At 60.2% G+C, this 16,731-nt stretch carries 15 protein-coding genes; 7 read left to right on the forward strand and 8 right to left on the reverse strand.

The window, feature by feature from the left end:
* The coding region (locus tag VWY34_RS06860) for a calcium-binding protein (RefSeq protein WP_416544781.1) at positions 1 to 1,872 on the reverse strand (1,872 nt) is incomplete at its 3' end.
* Positions 1,873 to 2,120: 248 nt separating this feature from the next.
* On the opposite strand from VWY34_RS06860, the gene VWY34_RS06865 reads away from it, so the two are divergent.
* Positions 2,121 to 2,924 (forward strand): SDR family NAD(P)-dependent oxidoreductase, encoded by an 804-nt coding sequence (locus VWY34_RS06865; protein WP_416544782.1) that lies wholly within the window; start codon positions 2,121 to 2,123, stop codon positions 2,922 to 2,924.
* A gap of 36 nt (positions 2,925 to 2,960) precedes the next feature.
* On the opposite strand, the gene VWY34_RS06870 is transcribed toward VWY34_RS06865, so the two are convergent.
* Positions 2,961 to 4,058, reverse strand: a complete 1,098-nt coding sequence (locus tag VWY34_RS06870; RefSeq protein ID WP_340544480.1) for a DegT/DnrJ/EryC1/StrS family aminotransferase — start codon at positions 4,056 to 4,058, stop codon at positions 2,961 to 2,963.
* Entirely contained in the window at positions 4,058 to 4,468 is a 411-nt protein-coding gene (locus tag VWY34_RS06875) for a sugar 3,4-ketoisomerase (RefSeq protein ID WP_416535556.1), read from the reverse strand. Before VWY34_RS06875 ends, VWY34_RS06870 begins: the two co-directional genes overlap by 1 nt.
* Positions 4,469 to 4,880: 412 nt before the next feature.
* On the opposite strand from VWY34_RS06875, the gene VWY34_RS06880 reads away from it, so the two are divergent.
* Positions 4,881 to 5,825, forward strand: a complete 945-nt coding sequence (locus VWY34_RS06880; RefSeq protein WP_416544783.1) for a glycosyltransferase — start codon at positions 4,881 to 4,883, stop codon at positions 5,823 to 5,825.
* Positions 5,826 to 5,853: 28 nt separating this feature from the next.
* On the opposite strand, the gene VWY34_RS06885 is transcribed toward VWY34_RS06880, so the two are convergent.
* Complete coding sequence (locus tag VWY34_RS06885) at positions 5,854 to 6,516, reverse strand: GntR family transcriptional regulator (RefSeq protein WP_340544483.1); 663 nt, start codon at positions 6,514 to 6,516, stop codon at positions 5,854 to 5,856.
* Positions 6,517 to 6,674: 158 nt separating this feature from the next.
* Here VWY34_RS06885 and VWY34_RS06890 point away from each other — a divergent pair, with 158 nt between their 5' ends.
* The 5 genes from VWY34_RS06890 (at position 6,675) to VWY34_RS06910 (ending at position 13,752) form a co-directional block, all read left to right on the forward strand.
* Positions 6,675 to 7,634 (forward strand): dihydrodipicolinate synthase family protein, encoded by a 960-nt coding sequence (locus VWY34_RS06890; protein WP_340544485.1) that lies wholly within the window; start codon positions 6,675 to 6,677, stop codon positions 7,632 to 7,634.
* Positions 7,625 to 8,569 carry a proline racemase family protein gene (locus VWY34_RS06895; protein ID WP_416540647.1) on the forward strand — a complete coding sequence of 315 codons (945 nt, stop codon included), beginning with the start codon at positions 7,625 to 7,627 and terminating at the stop codon, positions 8,567 to 8,569. The genes VWY34_RS06890 and VWY34_RS06895 overlap by 10 nt, the downstream gene beginning before the upstream one ends.
* Positions 8,569 to 9,999, forward strand: a complete 1,431-nt coding sequence (locus VWY34_RS06900) for an aldehyde dehydrogenase family protein (protein WP_416544784.1) — start codon at positions 8,569 to 8,571, stop codon at positions 9,997 to 9,999. Before VWY34_RS06895 ends, VWY34_RS06900 begins: the two co-directional genes overlap by 1 nt.
* 56 nt (positions 10,000 to 10,055) lie before the next feature.
* Positions 10,056 to 11,306 carry an NAD(P)/FAD-dependent oxidoreductase gene (locus tag VWY34_RS06905; RefSeq protein ID WP_416544785.1) on the forward strand — a complete coding sequence of 417 codons (1,251 nt, stop codon included), beginning with the start codon at positions 10,056 to 10,058 and terminating at the stop codon, positions 11,304 to 11,306.
* A 166-nt stretch (positions 11,307 to 11,472) separates the two neighbouring features.
* Positions 11,473 to 13,752: a methyl-accepting chemotaxis protein gene (locus tag VWY34_RS06910; protein ID WP_416544786.1), complete on the forward strand. Its 2,280-nt coding sequence runs from the start codon at positions 11,473 to 11,475 to the stop codon at positions 13,750 to 13,752.
* 193 nt (positions 13,753 to 13,945) lie between these two features.
* On the opposite strand, the gene VWY34_RS06915 is transcribed toward VWY34_RS06910, so the two are convergent.
* The 4 genes from VWY34_RS06915 to VWY34_RS06930 form a co-directional block, all read right to left on the reverse strand.
* On the reverse strand, positions 13,946 to 15,100 hold the full coding sequence (locus VWY34_RS06915; RefSeq protein WP_416544787.1) for a M56 family metallopeptidase: 1,155 nt from the start codon (positions 15,098 to 15,100) through the stop codon (positions 13,946 to 13,948).
* A complete protein-coding gene (locus VWY34_RS06920) occupies positions 15,090 to 15,485 on the reverse strand; it encodes a BlaI/MecI/CopY family transcriptional regulator (RefSeq protein ID WP_340544494.1) in 396 nt (131 codons plus the stop codon). Before VWY34_RS06920 ends, VWY34_RS06915 begins: the two co-directional genes overlap by 11 nt.
* 158 nt (positions 15,486 to 15,643) lie before the next feature.
* Positions 15,644 to 15,922: a DUF2160 domain-containing protein gene (locus tag VWY34_RS06925; RefSeq protein ID WP_340544496.1), complete on the reverse strand. Its 279-nt coding sequence runs from the start codon at positions 15,920 to 15,922 to the stop codon at positions 15,644 to 15,646.
* Entirely contained in the window at positions 15,922 to 16,719 is a 798-nt protein-coding gene (locus VWY34_RS06930) for a carbohydrate ABC transporter permease (RefSeq protein WP_008561997.1), read from the reverse strand. The genes VWY34_RS06925 and VWY34_RS06930 overlap by 1 nt, the downstream gene beginning before the upstream one ends.
* Positions 16,720 to 16,731 lie beyond the last annotated feature (12 nt).

The raw sequence follows: 16,731 nt of genomic DNA on the forward strand, positions 1-16,731 counted from the left end.
GATTGTATCGTTCCCGGATCCGCCGGTCACGGTGTCGTTGCCGCCGCCTGCGATAATCTCGATCCCGCCTGCGTCGTTGGTGGCGTCCACCACATCGGCTGAATCGCCCAGGATTACGCGCTCGATTTCGGAGAAGGTGAGCGTACTGGTGCCGTCGCTGATCGTGCCCGCGCCGGTACCGGTAAAGGTTACTGTGACCGGGATAGTGACGGCGGACAGGTCGATGGTGTCGTAATCCGTGCCGGTGGTGACCCCTTCGCCGCCGATGATCGTGTCCGCGCCAAAGCCGTCCTCGACCACAAACGTGTCGGCATCGTCCCCGCCTGACAGGCTATCAGCGCCAGTACCGCCCGAAATCGTGTCCGCGCCCGCGCCGCCGTCCAGCAGGTTGTTGGCGCCGTCGCCTGTCAGGCTGTCATTGGCTGTGCCGCCGAGAATGTTCTCGATCCCGCTATAGGTGTTGCCGTGCTGGTCCGTACCGGTCGTGAGATCGATGTTGAAGTTGACATACGACGCATCAGAATTGACGATATCGTAGGTATCAATCCCGGCACCTCCGATAAAGGTGTCGGCGCCGAAATTGGCCAGAAGCGTATCATTGCCGCTGCCGCCATCGATTGTGTCGGCGCCGCCGCCGCCGTCCAGCACGTCGTCGCCTGTACCGCCATCGATTGTGTCGGCCCCGGCACCGCCGCCCAGAACGTCGTTGCCGCTACCGCCATCAATTGTGTCGGCGCCGGTGCCGCCGGTCACGCTGTCATCCCCAGATGAGGCATCAATCCGCATACCGGTGCTGCCACTCGACAGGTCGATGGTGTCGTTTCCAAGGCCTGTGGAGATGAATTCAATCTCGGAGAAATTGATGGTCGAACTGCCACCGGTCACGGAACCGGCCTCGCTACTGGTTAGCGTGACGGTAAGCGGATCGTTTTCCCAGGCGCCGCCGTCCTCAAACGTCAGTCGTAGCCAGTCGCCATTCCCGTCTTCGTCCCCTTCGCCACCGATGATGCTGATCGTGCCGCCTATGCCTTCTGGTGCATAGTTATAGAAGGTATCGTCGCCGGTCCCGCCCTGTGCTGTATCGCCAGCACCTGTGACAAAGACGTCGTCGCCTGCGCCGCCAGTCATCAGGTCGGCCTCGGTTCCGCCGTAGATCGTGTCTTTGCCGTCTCCGCCGATCAGGGTATCGCTGCCGCTTCCGCCGTAGACGATATCGTTGCCCGCGCCCGCGACGATGCTGTCGTTGCCGGCTACGGCATAGATTGTATCGTCGCCCGCTCCAGCATCCACGGTATCGTCGCCGCCATAGGCGTTCATCTGGGTGCCGTCGGCATCGATATAGCTGGCGCCGATGCTGTCATTACCTGCGGTGCCGTCGACCGTGCCGTCGATAAAGGCATCCTGTTCGAGGTCGGCAAAGGCAAAGGAGTAGTTGTCACCGATGACTGACGTGAGCTGAATGGATTCGATCGGCTTGTCGTCGAGAACGTTGTTGGCAGGGTCACCCTCTCTGTAGGGGCTAAGGAACACCCGACCTGATGTATCCTGCAGGATCAGCATCTGCGTCGTAGCCGTTGTGCCATCGGAATAGGTGACAAGGACATTGTAGTCGATGGCGCTGTCGATATCGGAGGATATTCCGCCATAGATCAGCTGATCGGCGCTTTGTCCGTTGTCGTTCTCAAGGAGCTGCCCGTCACTGTTGAGGTCGTTTACTGTGAGGCTGTCGATGTTGTCATAAAGCGGCGCGCCCGAGCTGCCGAACGTGGCGCCAACCAGGATGGAGGAGTTTTCAGATGCAAAGTTGGCTTCGTTTGGATCCAGATCGGAAAACGTTCCGAGGTAAAACGATTCGATTGTTCTAGTTACCAATTTTCACCTCGGGTTACTGTACAATACGCAAGACGCGTTGTTTGTACCGGTGCTGGAGTCGTCCAGATCTGAGCGACTAAATTAGAAGATGGTGCTTAAAGTTTAGTTGAAACGGCCAAATCGGGCCCAAACCGCCGCTCCAAGTGGCAGGGAGTACAGCCTCCAGCGTGGATTTGGCCGCTGCCTGACGATGGTTTCCGCGGCTCCGGCAGATGTTCATCGCAAGCGGTTGCGGGCTGGGATCCGCCTTGAATCCTGCCTCTGTGTCGATCGGCGACGGCGTCGCAGGCGATGTTGCGGATGCTCCTGGGCAGGGCTATCAGTTGCCTCGTGGATGCGGGGGCGAGGTGACTGTGAAGAAGAACATTCTGATTGTCGGCGGAAGCTCTGGCGTCGGTCTAGCACTGGCGCGGCACTACGTTGCCGAGGGACACCGGGTCACCATCACCGGACGGGCCGATCCGGGCTTCAGCGGCGCACGGTTTCATGCACTTTCGGTGACTGAGGATTCCAGCGATCTGATCACGGAACTGGATCGGTTGGCGCGGCAGGTCGGAGATGTGCAGACCCTGATCTATTGCGCGGGCTTTTTGCAGCAGGGGACGATTGCCTCGCTAGAGGATGCCGCGCTTGCGCAGATGACCAATGTCGGATTGCTGGGGCCTATGATGCTGATCCAGCGACTGGTCCGGCAGGCATCCGGACCGCTCAAACTGATGCTGATCACCTCAAGCTCACAGTGTAAACCGCAGGCCGAAATGCCTGCCTACTGCGCGACCAAGGCCGGTCTTGGCATGTTGGGGGCGGCGCTGGTGCGCGGCGAGGGGATCGGCAAGGTGCTGGTCGTCGCTCCGTCAGCGATACGTACGAATTTCTGGGACGGCACCACGGAAGACACATCGACCATGCTTGACCCCGGCTGGGTGGCCGGGCGGATTGTGGAACTGTCCAGCGGTGCCTTCAAATACAAATACGCAAAGCTCCTACGCAGCCCGGCAAGGGTTGAGGTGGTCGATCATCTCGACAATGCTTTCCAGCCGATAAATCCCTGATGGCACCATGCTCTGACCTGGGCAGGGGTGCAGGGGTCAGGCCAGCCGCCTGAGGCAGCTGATCACATGATCGGTCTGCGCGTGGCTTTGATGCGGGCCGATGGGCAGGCTGATCACCTCCCGGGCCAGCTGCGTTGCCAGTGGCAGCATCGAATCCGTCAGACCCAAGGAAGCATAAGCCGCCTGCGCATGTGGCGGGATCGGATAATGCACCAGGGTCTGGACGCCGACATCGGCCAGATCTTTCGCCAGCCGGTCCCGGTCCGGGTGCCGCACCACAAACAGATGCCAGACGGGATCGGCCTTGGCCGCGACATTGGGCAGCGCAATGCCAAGATCGCACAATTCCGACAGGTAGCGCGCGGCGATCTGCGCCCGCCGTGCGTTCCAGTCGTCCAGCACCGCCAGCTTCACGGTCAGGAAGCTGGCCTGAACCGGATCGAGGCGGCTGTTGAACCCTGCAACCTCATTGCGGTATTTTTCGTGAGACCCGTAATTTCGCAGCAGCGATAGCCGGTCGGCCAGTGCATCGTCATTGGTGGTGACCGCGCCGCCGTCTCCCAATGCCCCGAGGTTCTTTCCCGGATAAAAACTCCAGCAGACGATATCACCGGTTCCGCCGATGGAGCGTCCGTCCCAGCGCGCGCCATGCGCCTGCGCGGCGTCCTCGATCACCTTCAGCCCCAGTTCACGGGCAACCGCCATGATCGCGGTCATGTCTGCGGGCTGGCCATATAGGTGAACGGGAATAACCGCCTTGGCGCCGGGCACCATGGCGGCGCGTATGCCGTCAGCCGTGATATTATGGGTTGCCGGATCAGGCTCCACCGGTACCGGGATCGCGCCACATTGCGATACTGCCAGCCAGGTGGCGATATAGGTGTTGGAGGGAACCAGCACCCGATCTCCCGGCCCGATTTCCAGCGCCACAAGTGCCAGGCGCAAGGCATCCAGCCCGTTCGCAACACCAAGCGCATGTGAGACGCCGCAGTAGCGGGCAAACGCCTGCTCGAACCCGGCAACATCCGGGCCGAGGATATACCAGCCGGAGCGCAGGCTCTCCAGCATCCGGGGTTCGCTGCGCTCTGCCAGCTCATCATAGGCCGCTTTCAGATCGAGAAACGGAACCTGCATCACGTTGCCCCCACAGCCTGCCGGAAGTCGGTGTAGTCGCGAATATAATCGCTTTCGTCATAAGGCGCGGATGCCATCACCATGCAGACCGCACCGGAGGAGAAGTTATCGAGATATCGCCACATCATCGGGCAGATGTAGATGCCGAAATATGAGCGGTTCAGATGAAAGCGTTTCTTGTCGAACCCGTCATCCAGAACAACGTCAAAGCTGCCGGACATCGCGATCATGAATTGGTGCAGACCCTTGTGCGCATGCGCGCCGCGATCCGATCCGCCCGGCACATCGTAGAGGTAATAGACGCGTTTGATATCAAACGGGATGTGGTTCATCCCTTCGACAAATGTCAGGTTGCCGCGTGCGTCTTCGATCTTGGGCAGGTCAATAAATTTGCAATCGCTGAGTGGCAAATCCGTACTCCGGTCTTGTGGCAACGACCGGCTTTGGCAGCTGATCGGAGCAAACGTCGGATCTATCATCGAAAAAGAGCGATCCAGTCTGGTCTATTGGGACAGCTGTCTACCATATTGTCACCTCCGATCAATCGAATTGGCGCATGCCGCGCCTGCATTGCGGAACTTGGCCTACGTGGCTGTGACCGCCAGAAGACCGCCGGGATCACTCGATTGCGGTGCCAGCGGGCAGGCAGTTTCATTGGCTGCGCACACGGGCAACCGCAGCTGTCGGGCATGGCTCCTTCTTGCAAACTGCAGTATTGGTGGTCTAACGGCGTCGGCGTCCAGGTGGTCAGACAGGCCTGAGACCCGCAGGGGCAACAGCAATGGATTTTCTGCGCGTGCGTGCAGGTTGGATTGGGTTGAAATGAACAGATACAGCTACTCAGTTGTGCTTCTTACCTACAATCAGCGGGACTATGTGAAAGAGGCGGTTGAGGCCGTGCTGGCACAAGACTGCGATCCTATCGAGATTCTGCTGTCGGACGATTGTTCGCAGGATGGCACCTTTGAGGCGATGGAGGCGCTGGTCGCCGATTACTCCGGGCCACATTCCGTTGTGCTTAACAAGAACCCGCAGAACCTGGGCGTCAACAAACATATCGAACGATGCTTCAACCTGAGTACAGGTGATGTCATCATTGCCGCGTCCGGCGATGATATCTCTCTTCCGGGGCGCGTGGCACGGACCATTGAAGTCTTTGAGCGTGACGATCCGCTTCTGGTCTTCTCGCACGGCCAGGTCGAGACATTGGACGGCAAACCGATGCCCAGAACCTATGCCAAGGCGACATTCTACACCCGGACCGATGCCATGTCCGCGGCCTGTTCAATGCAGTTGTTCCTTGGGGCGACCTGTGCCTGGCACAAGGATCTCTTCCGCAAGTATGGTCCGATCCAATATGCAGACTGCTACGAGGACCTTGTGCTTGGGTTCCGTGCTGCGCTGGAGGGGCGCGTCGCATTCATCGACGAAGATCTTATCATCTATCGGGTCGGTATGGGGCAGACCAGCACGCAGCAATCCATCGCAGATGCCGAGGCTTTTCGAAAAAAACGTCTGGCAGAGGTCGGCCGCGAGGTTTCGCTTTTGCGCCAGCGCCTGTCCGATGCGCAGGTTTTCGGTCTGACCGAAGGTGACCCGATTCTCGAGGCCATCCGCAGCCGACTTGAGGAACGGCAACTTCGCCGCACCTATCTGAAGGGCGGGTTGCGGAAACTGGACAAATCGGCCTTGAAGCATCCCTGGTCGGTGCTGGGCTTCATTTTATCCGAGCGGCGGCGTCGCAAGAAGGCGCTCAAGACGTCTTAAGGGAGATTGCGGCGGCGGCTCCGGGCGCTTAGCCGAAATCCTCCAATCGTTGCAGCAGCGTTTCGCAGGAGCCGGTGATGTGGTCACGTGTGAGCGCCGCTGCAAGGTCAGCGTCGCCTGCAACACAGGCCTCCCAGATAGCGATGTGCTCACGATTGGCCCGTTCGTTACCATTGGTCAGCACCAGCTGCGCCCTCAGGTAGCTGTCAACGCGGTCCATCGCATTGTCGATCACATCCATGTGGTATTGCAACCCGCTCTCTCGATAGAGTGTGGAGTGGAAATCCCGGTTCAACTCGCCCCAGGTCATCGGATCTTCCGACTGCGAGAACGCTTCCAGGCAGGCCTTGGCATTGGCCAGCGCCAAAGGCGACATCCGCGGGACAGCACGGCGGATCACCTCCGATTCCAGAACCGCTCGGAAATCGAAAATCTCCTTGGCTTCCTGCGCCGACAGGCCTGAGACGACAGCGCCCTTGTAGCGCTGGGTTTTGACCAGGCCCTGTTCCTCAAGTCTGGAAATCGCTTCGCGCACGGGGATTCGGCTGGTGTTGAACATCTGGGCAATCTCATCCTGCCGCAGCGGCTCACCTTCCTTCAGGTCTCCTTCGATAATCGCCTTGCGCAGGGCGTCAAAGACGATCGTCGAGGCAGACGCGGTCTTGGATATATCAACGGATTTCAACTTCATATCTTCGCTCCTTGTCCGGTTTATACCCTTGATCGTCATTGCGGGGAAAGTGCAGATAAATATCATATTGAATATTGGATCCAATATGTATTATGCAATAAAGCATAGCGCCGAGAGCCAGCACCCTCGGGTTCATATCCATTGAAGAGGATCCAACAATGACACACCCCGTATTCTCCGGCTGTATCCCGGCCCTGATGACCCCCTGCACCGCCGACCGCCGACCGGACTTCGATGCGCTGGTCAAAAAGGGGCAGGAGCTGATTTCGAAGGGCATGTCGGCGGTGGTCTATTGCGGATCGATGGGAGACTGGCCACTGATCAGCGATGCCGAGCGGATGGAAGGCGTTGCCCGATTGGTTGCCGCTGGCGTGCCGACTATCGTCGGTACTGGCGCTGTCAATACGGCGCAGGCCGCTGCCCATGCCGCTCATGCCGCCGAGGTCGGGGCCGCCGGTCTGATGGTGATCCCGCGCGTTCTGTCGCGCGGCAGTTCCGTGGCTGCGCAGCGCGACCATTTCGCGGCCGTGCTCTCTGCCGCACCCACGCTGCCTGCGGTGATCTACAACAGCCCCTATTATGGGTTCGCTACGCGCGCTGATCTGTTCTTTGACCTGCGTCGTGACCATCCGAACCTGATCGGATTCAAGGAATTCGGCGGCGCTGAGGACCTGCGGTATGCAGCCGAGAACATCACCTCGCAGGACAGCAGCGTTACCCTGATGATCGGCGTCGATACCACCGTGTTCCACGGCTATGTGAACTGTGGGGCCGGGGGCGCGATCACCGGAATCGGCAATGCGCTGCCTGCTGAGGTGCTGCATCTTGTTTCGCTTTGCCAGTTGGCGGCCAAGGGCAATGCAACAGCCCGTCGGCAGGCGCTTGAACTGGAAGCTGCACTGGCGGTGCTGTCCTCCTTCGACGAAGGTGCGGATCTGGTTCTCTACTACAAGCACCTGATGGTGCTGAACGGCGACAGCGAATACCAGCTGCACTTCAACGAAAGCGACCGGCTCAGCGCCAGCCAGAAAGCCTATGTCGAAGCGCAATATGACCTCTTCCGCAGCTGGTACGCCGACTGGAGCCAGCAACCCGATGTTGCGGCGCTATGCGGGTAATCGACAGCCATACCGCTGGAGAGCCGACCCGTCTGATCCTCTCGGGCGGGCCGGACCTTGGCAGTGGATCACTGGCGGAGCGGGCCGAGCGCCTGTTCCGCGAGCATCGGAGCTTTTGCACATCGGTGCTGTCGGAGCCACGTGGTCACGACGCCATCGTTGGTGCCCTGCTGGTGCCGCCGACAGATCCCGGCTGCGCCGTCGGTGTCATCTATTTCAACCCGGTCGGGCCCTTGGGCATGTGTGGCCATGCCACCATAGGAACCGCAGTGAGCCTGCATCATCTCGGGCGCCTTGATCTGGGCCGACACCATATCGAAACGCCGGTTGGGACCGTCGGCGTCCATTTGCAGTCCGCCAATCGCGCCGCTGTCGAAAATGTCGAGAGCTACCGCTATCGCGCCAACGTCGTGGTCGAGGTGCCAGATCAAGGCCCCGTCACGGGCGATATCGCCTGGGGTGGAAACTGGTTCTTCCTGACCTCCGATGCACCGGCACCGCTCACTTTGGCCCATATCGACCAGCTGACCGCGCGGGCCGTTGACTTGCGGCTTGCCTTGGCCGAGCAGGGGATCACCGGGCGCGACGGCGCCATGATCGACCACGTCGAGTATGTCGCGCCACCGCTGACCTCCGAAGGGCATGCACGCAACTTCGTGCTTTGCCCGGGAACAGCCTATGACCGCTCGCCCTGTGGCACCGGTTCGGCGGCGAAACTGGCCTGCCTTGCTGCTGATGGCGATCTTGCGCCCGGCGTGACCTGGATTCAGGAAAGCGTGATCGGCAGCACCTATTCGCTGCAATACCGCAGAGGCTCCAGCGGCGGAGTGATTGCGACCATAACCGGCACGGCCTTTGTGACCGGAGACACAGTTTTGAACTTTGATCCCGCAGACCCCTATCGGGCGGGGATCACCACCCAAGAGGTATTTTGATGGACTATCGCAACCTGATCGCCGGCGACTGGTCGGAGACCGCCGCCGCCAGCGCCAATATCAACCCGTCCGACACGCAGGACATGTTGGGCTACGCCGCCAACAGCCAGGCCGAAGACATGGATCGCGCGATTGCCGCGGCGAAGGCCGCCGCCCCGAGCTGGGCCGCCAGCACGCCGCAACAGCGATTTGATGTATTGGACGCCATCGGCACCGAAATCCTGGCCCGCAAGGCCGAACTGGGTCGGCTGCTGTCGCGCGAAGAAGGCAAGACGCTGCCCGAAGGCATCGGCGAGGCGGCGCGGGCCGGGCAGATTTTCAAGTTCTTCGCGGGTGAAACCCTGCGCCAGGCGGGTGAGATACTTGCCTCGGTTCGCCCCGGCGTCGGTGTCGAGGTGACCCGCTCTCCGGTCGGGGTTGTCGGCCTCATCACGCCCTGGAACTTCCCCATCGCCATCCCGGCCTGGAAAGTCGCCCCGGCACTGGCCTATGGCAATGCGGTTGTTCTGAAACCGGCCGAACTGACACCGGGTTGCGCCCATGCGCTGGCCGAGATCATCAACCGCTCCGGTCTGCCCGATGGTGTCTTCAACATCGTCTTTGGCACCGGCAGCACCGTTGGTCAGCGGCTTGTGGACAGCCGTGATGTTGATGCTGTCTCCTTTACCGGTTCGGTCGAGACCGGCAGCGCCATCGCGGCTGCCTGCGGCGCGCAGCGCAAGAAGCTGCAGCTGGAAATGGGTGGCAAAAACCCAATGGTGGTGCTGGATGATGCCGATCTGGAGACCGCGGTCGAGGCCAGCCTCAATGGCGCGTTCTTCTCCACCGGTCAGCGCTGCACGGCCTCTTCGCGGCTGATCGTGACCGAAGGCATCCACGACCGTTTTGTCGCGGCTCTGGGCCAGCGGATGACAGATCTTCGGGTTGGCAATGCGCTGGATCAGGAGACCCAGATTGGTCCGGTTGTGGATGAGCGGCAGCTGGAGAAGGATCTTTACTATATAGATGTCGCCGCCAGCGAAGGCGGGCGGGTGCTCGGAGGCCAGACGCTTCAGCGCAGCACCAAGGGATTTTATCTTTCGCCTGCTCTGGTGACCGAGACCTCGAACGAGATGCGCATCAATCAGGAAGAGGTCTTTGGCCCGCTGGCATCGGTTATTCGCGTTGCCGACTATGACGAGGCGCTGATGGTTGCCAATGACACACCGTTTGGTCTCAGCGCAGGGATTTGCACCGGATCGCTTAAATATGCGACGCATTTCAAGGCCAATGTCGAGGCCGGCATGGCGATGGTGAATCTTCCGACCGCCGGGGTGGATTATCACGTTGCATTTGGCGGCACCAAAGGGTCCAGTTTTGGCGCCCGCGAGCAGGGCAGCCATGCGAAAGACTTTTATACAAAAGTCAAAACTGCCTATACCTTGGCGTAACGCCGGTTAGCAGGTGGCGGGGCGGGGGCCTCGCCACAGTCACGAATGGGGGGCAGATGACAAAGACGGTTGTGGTTATCGGTGCAGGTGTCGTGGGTGTCAGCACGGCTCTGCGGTTGCAAAGCGAGCTTGCAGCCAGCGGCGGGCAGGTTGTCCTGCTGGATCGCAAGGGCGTGGCCGAGGAAACCTCCGCTGGCAACGCCGGGGCCTTTGCCTTCACCGATGTTGAGCCGCTTGCGACGCCCGGCATCATGAAAAAGGCGCCGGGCTGGCTCCTTGATCCGCTTGGCCCGCTGTCTGTGCCGCCTGCCTACGCGCTGCAGCTGACGCCCTGGTTGATCCGCTTCTGGCGGGCCAGCTGGCGGGATCGTTATCAGGCCGTGGTAAAGGCCCAGGCCGCTCTGATGCACCTTGCCAAGGCCGCGACGGAACGCCAGATCTCCGATACCGGCGGCGAAGCGATGATCCAGCGCGAAGGCGCCCTGCAGCTATATGAATCCGAGGCCGAGTTCGTGGCCAGCCAATACGGCTGGCAGCTGCGCCGTGATCACGGCATCCGGTTTTCTCTGCTCCACAGCTCGGATGAAATCGCCGAGATCCAACCCGGTCTCAGCTCCCGGTTTACCCATGCAGGGTTTACGCCCGACTGGATGAACACCTGCGACCCCAAGGCCTGGGTTGAGCATCTGTTTCAGGCCTTCACAGCGCGCGGTGGCCAGTTTCGCAAGGGCGATGTGCGCGATCTGGAGACCGGCGACGATGGCATTCGCATAATGACCGAGGGCGAGCCGCTCTTGGCGGATCATGTCGTGATAGCCGCCGGTGCCTGGTCACATCACCTGGCACGCAGGCTGGGGGACCGGCTGCCGCTGGAAACCGAGCGCGGCTATAATACGACCCTGCCGGCGGGGTGTTTTGATCTGCGCACGCATATTACCTTCAGCCGACATGGCTTTGTGGTGAGCCGGATTCGCGGGGGAGTCCGTGTCGGCGGTGCGGTCGAACTGGGCGGGCTGAAACTGCCTGCGAACTTCAAACGCGCGGACACGCTCCTGGCAAAGGCCGCGCAGTTCATGCCCGAACTGGACACGGCCAATGGCACCCAGTGGATGGGTTATCGCCCCTCATTGCCCGATAGCCTGCCAGTGATCGGTACCGCCACCCGTGACACGCGCGTGATCTATGCCTTTGGCCATGGCCATGTCGGCCTGACACAATCGGCGGCCACGGCCGAGCTGGTCGCGGATCTGGTCGAGGCGCGTCGGCCCGCCATCGACCTCTCTGCCTTTGCAGCGGATCGCTTCTGACACAACCGTCTGCATCTATTGTCGTTTTCGCCGTGCCGAAAGGCGCGGCGTTGTTTTTTCCACAGTTGTTCGCAAACCGAACGTGAACGAAATAGAAGGAATTGTCTGGCTATCTCTTAGGCTATTCGGTCGCCTTGCGACAGAATCGGCACTTTTAAGAGGAGACATGCGCGTCATGCCCAAGGCCCCGAAACTCTCGCTCAAGCTGAAATTGCCCCTGATTATGGTGGCCTTGACGGCAACGTTTCTGGTGACAGTCTCATTCCTCGTCTATTCGATGGCGGAGAAGAGCATTCGCGATTTCGTTTATGCGTCGAAAGCGACCACCGCCCGTTCCGGTGAGCAGGCGTTGAGCTTCATGATGGAGGCCGCGCGCCGCGACTTGTCGATCAACGCGTCGCAGCCAACGGTATTCCGGGCCATCAGCAACTTCGACCGCGTCTACACGATGATCGAAGAAGAGCCGGTTGGGTTCCTGCGGCGTCACTACATCGAGGAAAACCCCAACGCGGCGAACGAACGTCATCTGCTGAGCGATCCGGGCGATGGCTCCTATTACAGCCAGTCCCATGCGACCTATCACCCGACTTTCCTGCAGTCGCTGGAGGTCAACGGCTATGAGGATCTCTATCTTCTGAACGCATCGGGCCAGCTGATGTATTCGGTAAAGAAACGCGAAGACTTCATTCAGCAATTCGGTTCGGGCGAGAATGCCGAAAGCGGCCTAGGCAAAGTGTTCAGCGCAGCGCTCAACGCCGAGGAAGGTCAGGTTGTGACCGCTGATTTTGCGACCTACGCGCCGGGCGGCGGCGGTGCAGGTGCCTTTATGGCGGTGCCAGTATTCAACAAGAAAAAAGAAGTCATCGGCGTGATGGCGGTTCAGATTTCAAGCGCTGCGGTCGTGGCCGCGCTGACATCCAACATGGACGTCGATGGGCATCAGAACATCTTCCTGGTTGGCAGCGACGGCACCGCACGCAGTACTTCGGTGATCGAAGGGGAGTTTGCCATTGGCGATGCCCTGCCGGAGAACGCCGTAACCAAGGCGGCCGCGGCGGGCGATAGCGGTCTGTTTGAGGGCGCCACATCCATCTCTGGTAAACCCATCATTGCCATGGTGCGGCCATTGGACATTGCGGGCTTTGACTGGTCTTTGGTGCTACAGACCGAAGAACAGGCAGCTTTTGCAAAGGTTCGCGACATCCGGCTTGTGGCGATGCTGATGATCGGGGTTTCGGTCCTGATTGCTATCGTGGTGTCTTTCGTCGCGGCACGCCATGTCACCCGCCCGATTCTGGCGCTGCGCGAGGCTACGAATGCGCTGGCTGCCGAAGATTACGCAAGTGAAATCAGCGGTCGTGGCCGTGGTGATGAGCTGGGCGATCTGGCCCGGAGTCTGGATATGTTCCGCGACAAGCTGCTGATCGCGGATGAGGCCGCCGAGCGCGAAGAAGAAGCCGCAAAACAGACCGCTGCGGTTGTCGAGGAGATGAGCGGCGCCCTGGCCGAGTTGCAGCGCGGCAACCTGGCCTGCGACATCCAACAACCTTTTGCGGAGCACTACGAAACGCTGCGCGAGAATTTCAATCGCAGCCTGGTCAACCTGCGCGATTCACTGTCTGAGGTGGTGGATGCGGCTCATAACGTTGACAAGTTTTCCGAAGAGCAGCGCGCCTCCGCCGAGGAAATGGCGCATCGGACCGAAGCGCAGGCCGGCACTTTGGAGGAAACCGCAGCAGCGCTGCAGGACCTGACCAATAGCATTCGAGTGACCGCCGACCGGGCCGGGCAGGTCGATGAGACCATGCGCGGTACACGCGACGAGGCCGAACACAGCAACCATATCGTGACGTCTGCGGTCCAGGCGATGGACCAGATTCAGGATGCCTCCGAGCAGATTTCGCAGATTATCAACATGATTGACGATATCGCCTTCCAGACCAATCTTCTGGCACTGAACGCAGGCGTCGAGGCGGCACGGGCCGGTGAGGCCGGTGCTGGTTTTGCAGTTGTCGCCTCTGAGGTGCGTGCCCTCGCAATGCGGGCCTCCAAAGCTGCTGGGCAGATCAAGGGGCTGACGTCGGCAAGCGAGGAACATGTGGCAAACGGGGTGGCCATGGTGGGGCGTGCGGGGGATGCGCTCAGCGGGATCATCGAAAAGGTCACGAATGTATCCGACCTCATCACTGAAATCGCAGATGGCGTGCAGAAACAATCCAAAGGGTTGGAGAACATCAACGGCGCTATGGGGCGTCTGGATGGCACCACTCAGCAAAACGCCGCAATGTCCGAGGAAGCCTCTGCCGCCAGCCAGCTGCTGCAACATGAAGCACAGGCGCTGACCGGCGTGGTTTCGCGGTTCCAGCTCGGCAATGGCGCAGCCAGCGCAGGCTCAGGTGACTGGGCGGCGGATGGGGCTGCTGGCGCTCACTCAGCCTACGGCTGACCGCATCAAGACATGAGACAGAATCGCCCGGTCTGATTTTCAGATCGGGCGATTTTTTGTGATCGGGTGTTTGTTTTTCCGGGATCGACACCGCAGCTGCGCAAACTCACCGGTACGCCCTAGAGGATGTCTCGATCAGCAGAAATGGATGCAGTTCTGACAGCCGTCGCAGGTCGTGAACCACCGAACAGGGTTATTTGGTGAGCGTCATGAACCCACCCTGCAAGGCAGTGACAGCCGTCTGATTGGTATCGGTCACAGCGTTGCGGTGGGCCATCCGCTCGAGATTGACGATGGTCGACAACATGATCCGGTCATGGCTCCAGTCGCCGGGCCGCTGCATCAGGAGCGCGGTGGCAATCACCCCGGTCGCCAGCATCGTCGAAACCAGCATCCAGCCAAACATATGGGGATCTTGGGGCTGCTGCGCTGCGGTGACCACATCAATGCGCCGGGCCAGCGTGGCCCCACGGCGCAGTTCGCGCCGATCTACCAATGCGACCGAGGGGCTGCGCTGCACGAAGCGGATCGGATCCCGCGCCGCCAGGGTGCAGGCCCGGATCAGACATTCGCAATAGGCGCGGATATCCCGCTGCCCGCGCGTCATCAGCGCCTGGTCACAGGCAAATTCCCGCAGCATCTGCACTTCACGACGCCAGAGGTGATAGGCGGGGTTCCAGAACAGGAAGGGGCGCAGTGCCTCCAGCAGGAATTCGCATTCCACATCCCACTGGCGGAAATGCTGCAATTCATGGGCAACGCTCAACCGCAGATCCGATGGGTTTGTGACCAGCGCGGAGGGCAGCACAACATAGCGGGTAAACAGGCCGCGCGTGGAGAAGGCGACTGTGCTCCGGTCGCTGATGCGGATTTCGATACGGCCAAGCCGCTTCCAGATATAGGCCTGTCGCAATCCCGACCGCAGCCGCAGCACGGCCAAGCCCAGCTGCGCGAGGGAAAGGAGGGCACCGACAACGAGCGCGGCAACCGCAAGCTGCGCCCAGAGGCTGGTCTGCGCCATCAACGCCCTCACCAGATCTTCGCGCAGGCCAAGGATGCTCTCAAACCGTGTGGCGCTCATGTTGACATTGCCCTGCAGATACTGCGCCACCAGCATGTCCGACAGGGTGGGCGGCTGGGAGACGACATAGGTGGTCAGAGCAACCACCAGTATCGGTGACACCGTCAGCAAAAGCGTCATGCCGTTCAGCAGCCTGAGCTGTGGGCGAAACGCCGGGCCCAGCCGACTGCGTGCCAGCATCGCCCGCAGCGCCAGCCAAAGAACGGTGCCGGCAAGGAGCAGTAAATTCAGGTCAATATAGGCGTTCAGAAAACTCTCAGCGTTCATCGTCCCCCAACCTTTCATTCAGCAAGGCCCGTATCTCCACGAGCATCTCGTCGGTGACATCCTCGTCATCCACCAGGCGGGCGACGAGGGCCGCCGGGGCGCCGTTGAAGAGCTTGCTCGAAAGGTTCTTGAGAGTGGTTTTCTGATAATCCGCCTTGGGCACCGCAGGACGGTAGACCAAGGATCTGTCAGCTCGTTCGCTGCTCAGAAACCCTTTTTGTTCCATAATCTTCAGCACAGTCGCGACCGATGTGTAGGCCCGTTCCTGGCTTTTGTTCAGTTCGGCCAGGATATCGCGCACCGTGCCGCCGCCGGTTTCCCAGACAACAGTCATGAATTCGAGTTCAACCTCTGTCAAAAGCGGGTTGTCCTGTTTCTTTCGCATCATGTCTGTCCGGTTGTCCTGGGCTTTGATCATGCTAGGGGATTGGGGGGAGGTTTGAAAACTACTTTTTTAAGAGAGTGGTCCCGAGACAGCGAAAAACACGGTGATGGTCTTGCGACAAAGGGCCCGCCAAGGGGCCCTTTGCCAATGAACTGCGGTCAGACCTTCCAGAAGGTGAAGACAAACCAGCCGATCGAGAGCCCCAGCGGCCACCACAGCGGCATCCCCACCAGACCCAGCCAGGCCAGGAAGATGTAGGAGGTGCCCAGCAGGCTGATGAACAGCCGGTCGCCACGGGTTGTCACCAGCCCCAGCGCGCCTTTGCGGGTGTCGCCTCCGGGTTGACGGATTTCCAGAACGATCATCAGGCCGATGGCCGAAAAGATCCCGATGAACACAAGGGCGGTGGGCCAGGTCCAGGCCATCCAACTCAGCATTATACCCTCCCCATCGCAAAGCCTTTTGCGATGTAGTTGCGGACGAAATAGATCACGATCGCGCCCGGAATGATTGTCAATGTGCCCGCGGCCGCCAGCAGGCCCAGCTCATACCCGGCACTTGAGGCGGTTTTGGTCATGGTGGCCGCGATGGGTTTTGCGGCAACGGCGGTCAATGTCTTGGCCAGCAGCAGTTCCACCCAAGAGAACATGAAGCAGAAGAAAGCCGCCACGCCGACGCCTGCCTTGATCGACGGGATGAAGATCGTGGCAAAGAAGCGCGGGAAGGAATAGCCGTCCACATAGGCGGTTTCATCCAGCTCTTTGGGGATGCCGCCCATGAACCCTTCAAGGATCCAGACCGCCAGTGGAATGTTGAACAGGCAGTGCGCCAGAGCCACCGCGAGATGGGTGTCGAACAGGCCGACAGCAGAATAAAGCTGGAAGAACGGCAGCGCAAACACCGCGGCCGGCGCCATCCGGTTGGTCAGCAGCCAGAAGAACAGCTGCTTGTCGCCAAGAAAACGGTAGCGCGAGAACGCATAGGCCGCAGGCAGGGCAACAGCGACGGAGATCACCGTATTGATCGACACATAGATGATCGAGTTGATGTAGCCCCAGTACCAGCTCGGATCGGTAAAGATCGTTGCATAGTTCTCAAGCGTAAAGGTTTGCGGGAACAGCGAGAACCCGGACAGGATTTCATTCGTCGTCTTGAAGCTCATCGCCACCAGCCAGTAGATCGGCAGCATGAGGAACAGGATATAGACGATGGGGACGATGGTACGTTTTTGCATCGTATCAGATCC

This window comes from Phaeobacter sp. JH20_02, assembly GCF_048056915.1.
Lineage (GTDB): Bacteria > Pseudomonadota > Alphaproteobacteria > Rhodobacterales > Rhodobacteraceae > Phaeobacter > Phaeobacter bryozoorum.

Bases quoted from the DNA above. Each gene is read 5' to 3' on its own strand.
- VWY34_RS06870 (WP_340544480.1), bottom strand. From the start codon at position 4,058: ATGCAGGTTCCGTTTCTCGATCTGAAAGCGGCCTATGATGAGCTGGCA.
- VWY34_RS06880 (WP_416544783.1), top strand. From the start codon at position 4,881: ATGAACAGATACAGCTACTCAGTTGTGCTTCTTACCTACAATCAGCGG.
- VWY34_RS06885 (WP_340544483.1), bottom strand. From the start codon at position 6,516: ATGAAGTTGAAATCCGTTGATATATCCAAGACCGCGTCTGCCTCGACG.
- VWY34_RS06890 (WP_340544485.1), top strand. From the start codon at position 6,675: ATGACACACCCCGTATTCTCCGGCTGTATCCCGGCCCTGATGACCCCC.
- VWY34_RS06895 (WP_416540647.1), top strand. From the start codon at position 7,625: ATGCGGGTAATCGACAGCCATACCGCTGGAGAGCCGACCCGTCTGATC.
- VWY34_RS06900 (WP_416544784.1), top strand. From the start codon at position 8,569: ATGGACTATCGCAACCTGATCGCCGGCGACTGGTCGGAGACCGCCGCC.
- VWY34_RS06905 (WP_416544785.1), top strand. From the start codon at position 10,056: ATGACAAAGACGGTTGTGGTTATCGGTGCAGGTGTCGTGGGTGTCAGC.
- VWY34_RS06910 (WP_416544786.1), top strand. From the start codon at position 11,473: ATGCGCGTCATGCCCAAGGCCCCGAAACTCTCGCTCAAGCTGAAATTG.
- VWY34_RS06915 (WP_416544787.1), bottom strand. From the start codon at position 15,100: ATGAACGCTGAGAGTTTTCTGAACGCCTATATTGACCTGAATTTACTG.
- VWY34_RS06920 (WP_340544494.1), bottom strand. From the start codon at position 15,485: ATGCGAAAGAAACAGGACAACCCGCTTTTGACAGAGGTTGAACTCGAA.
- VWY34_RS06925 (WP_340544496.1), bottom strand. From the start codon at position 15,922: ATGCTGAGTTGGATGGCCTGGACCTGGCCCACCGCCCTTGTGTTCATC.
- VWY34_RS06930 (WP_008561997.1), bottom strand. From the start codon at position 16,719: ATGCAAAAACGTACCATCGTCCCCATCGTCTATATCCTGTTCCTCATG.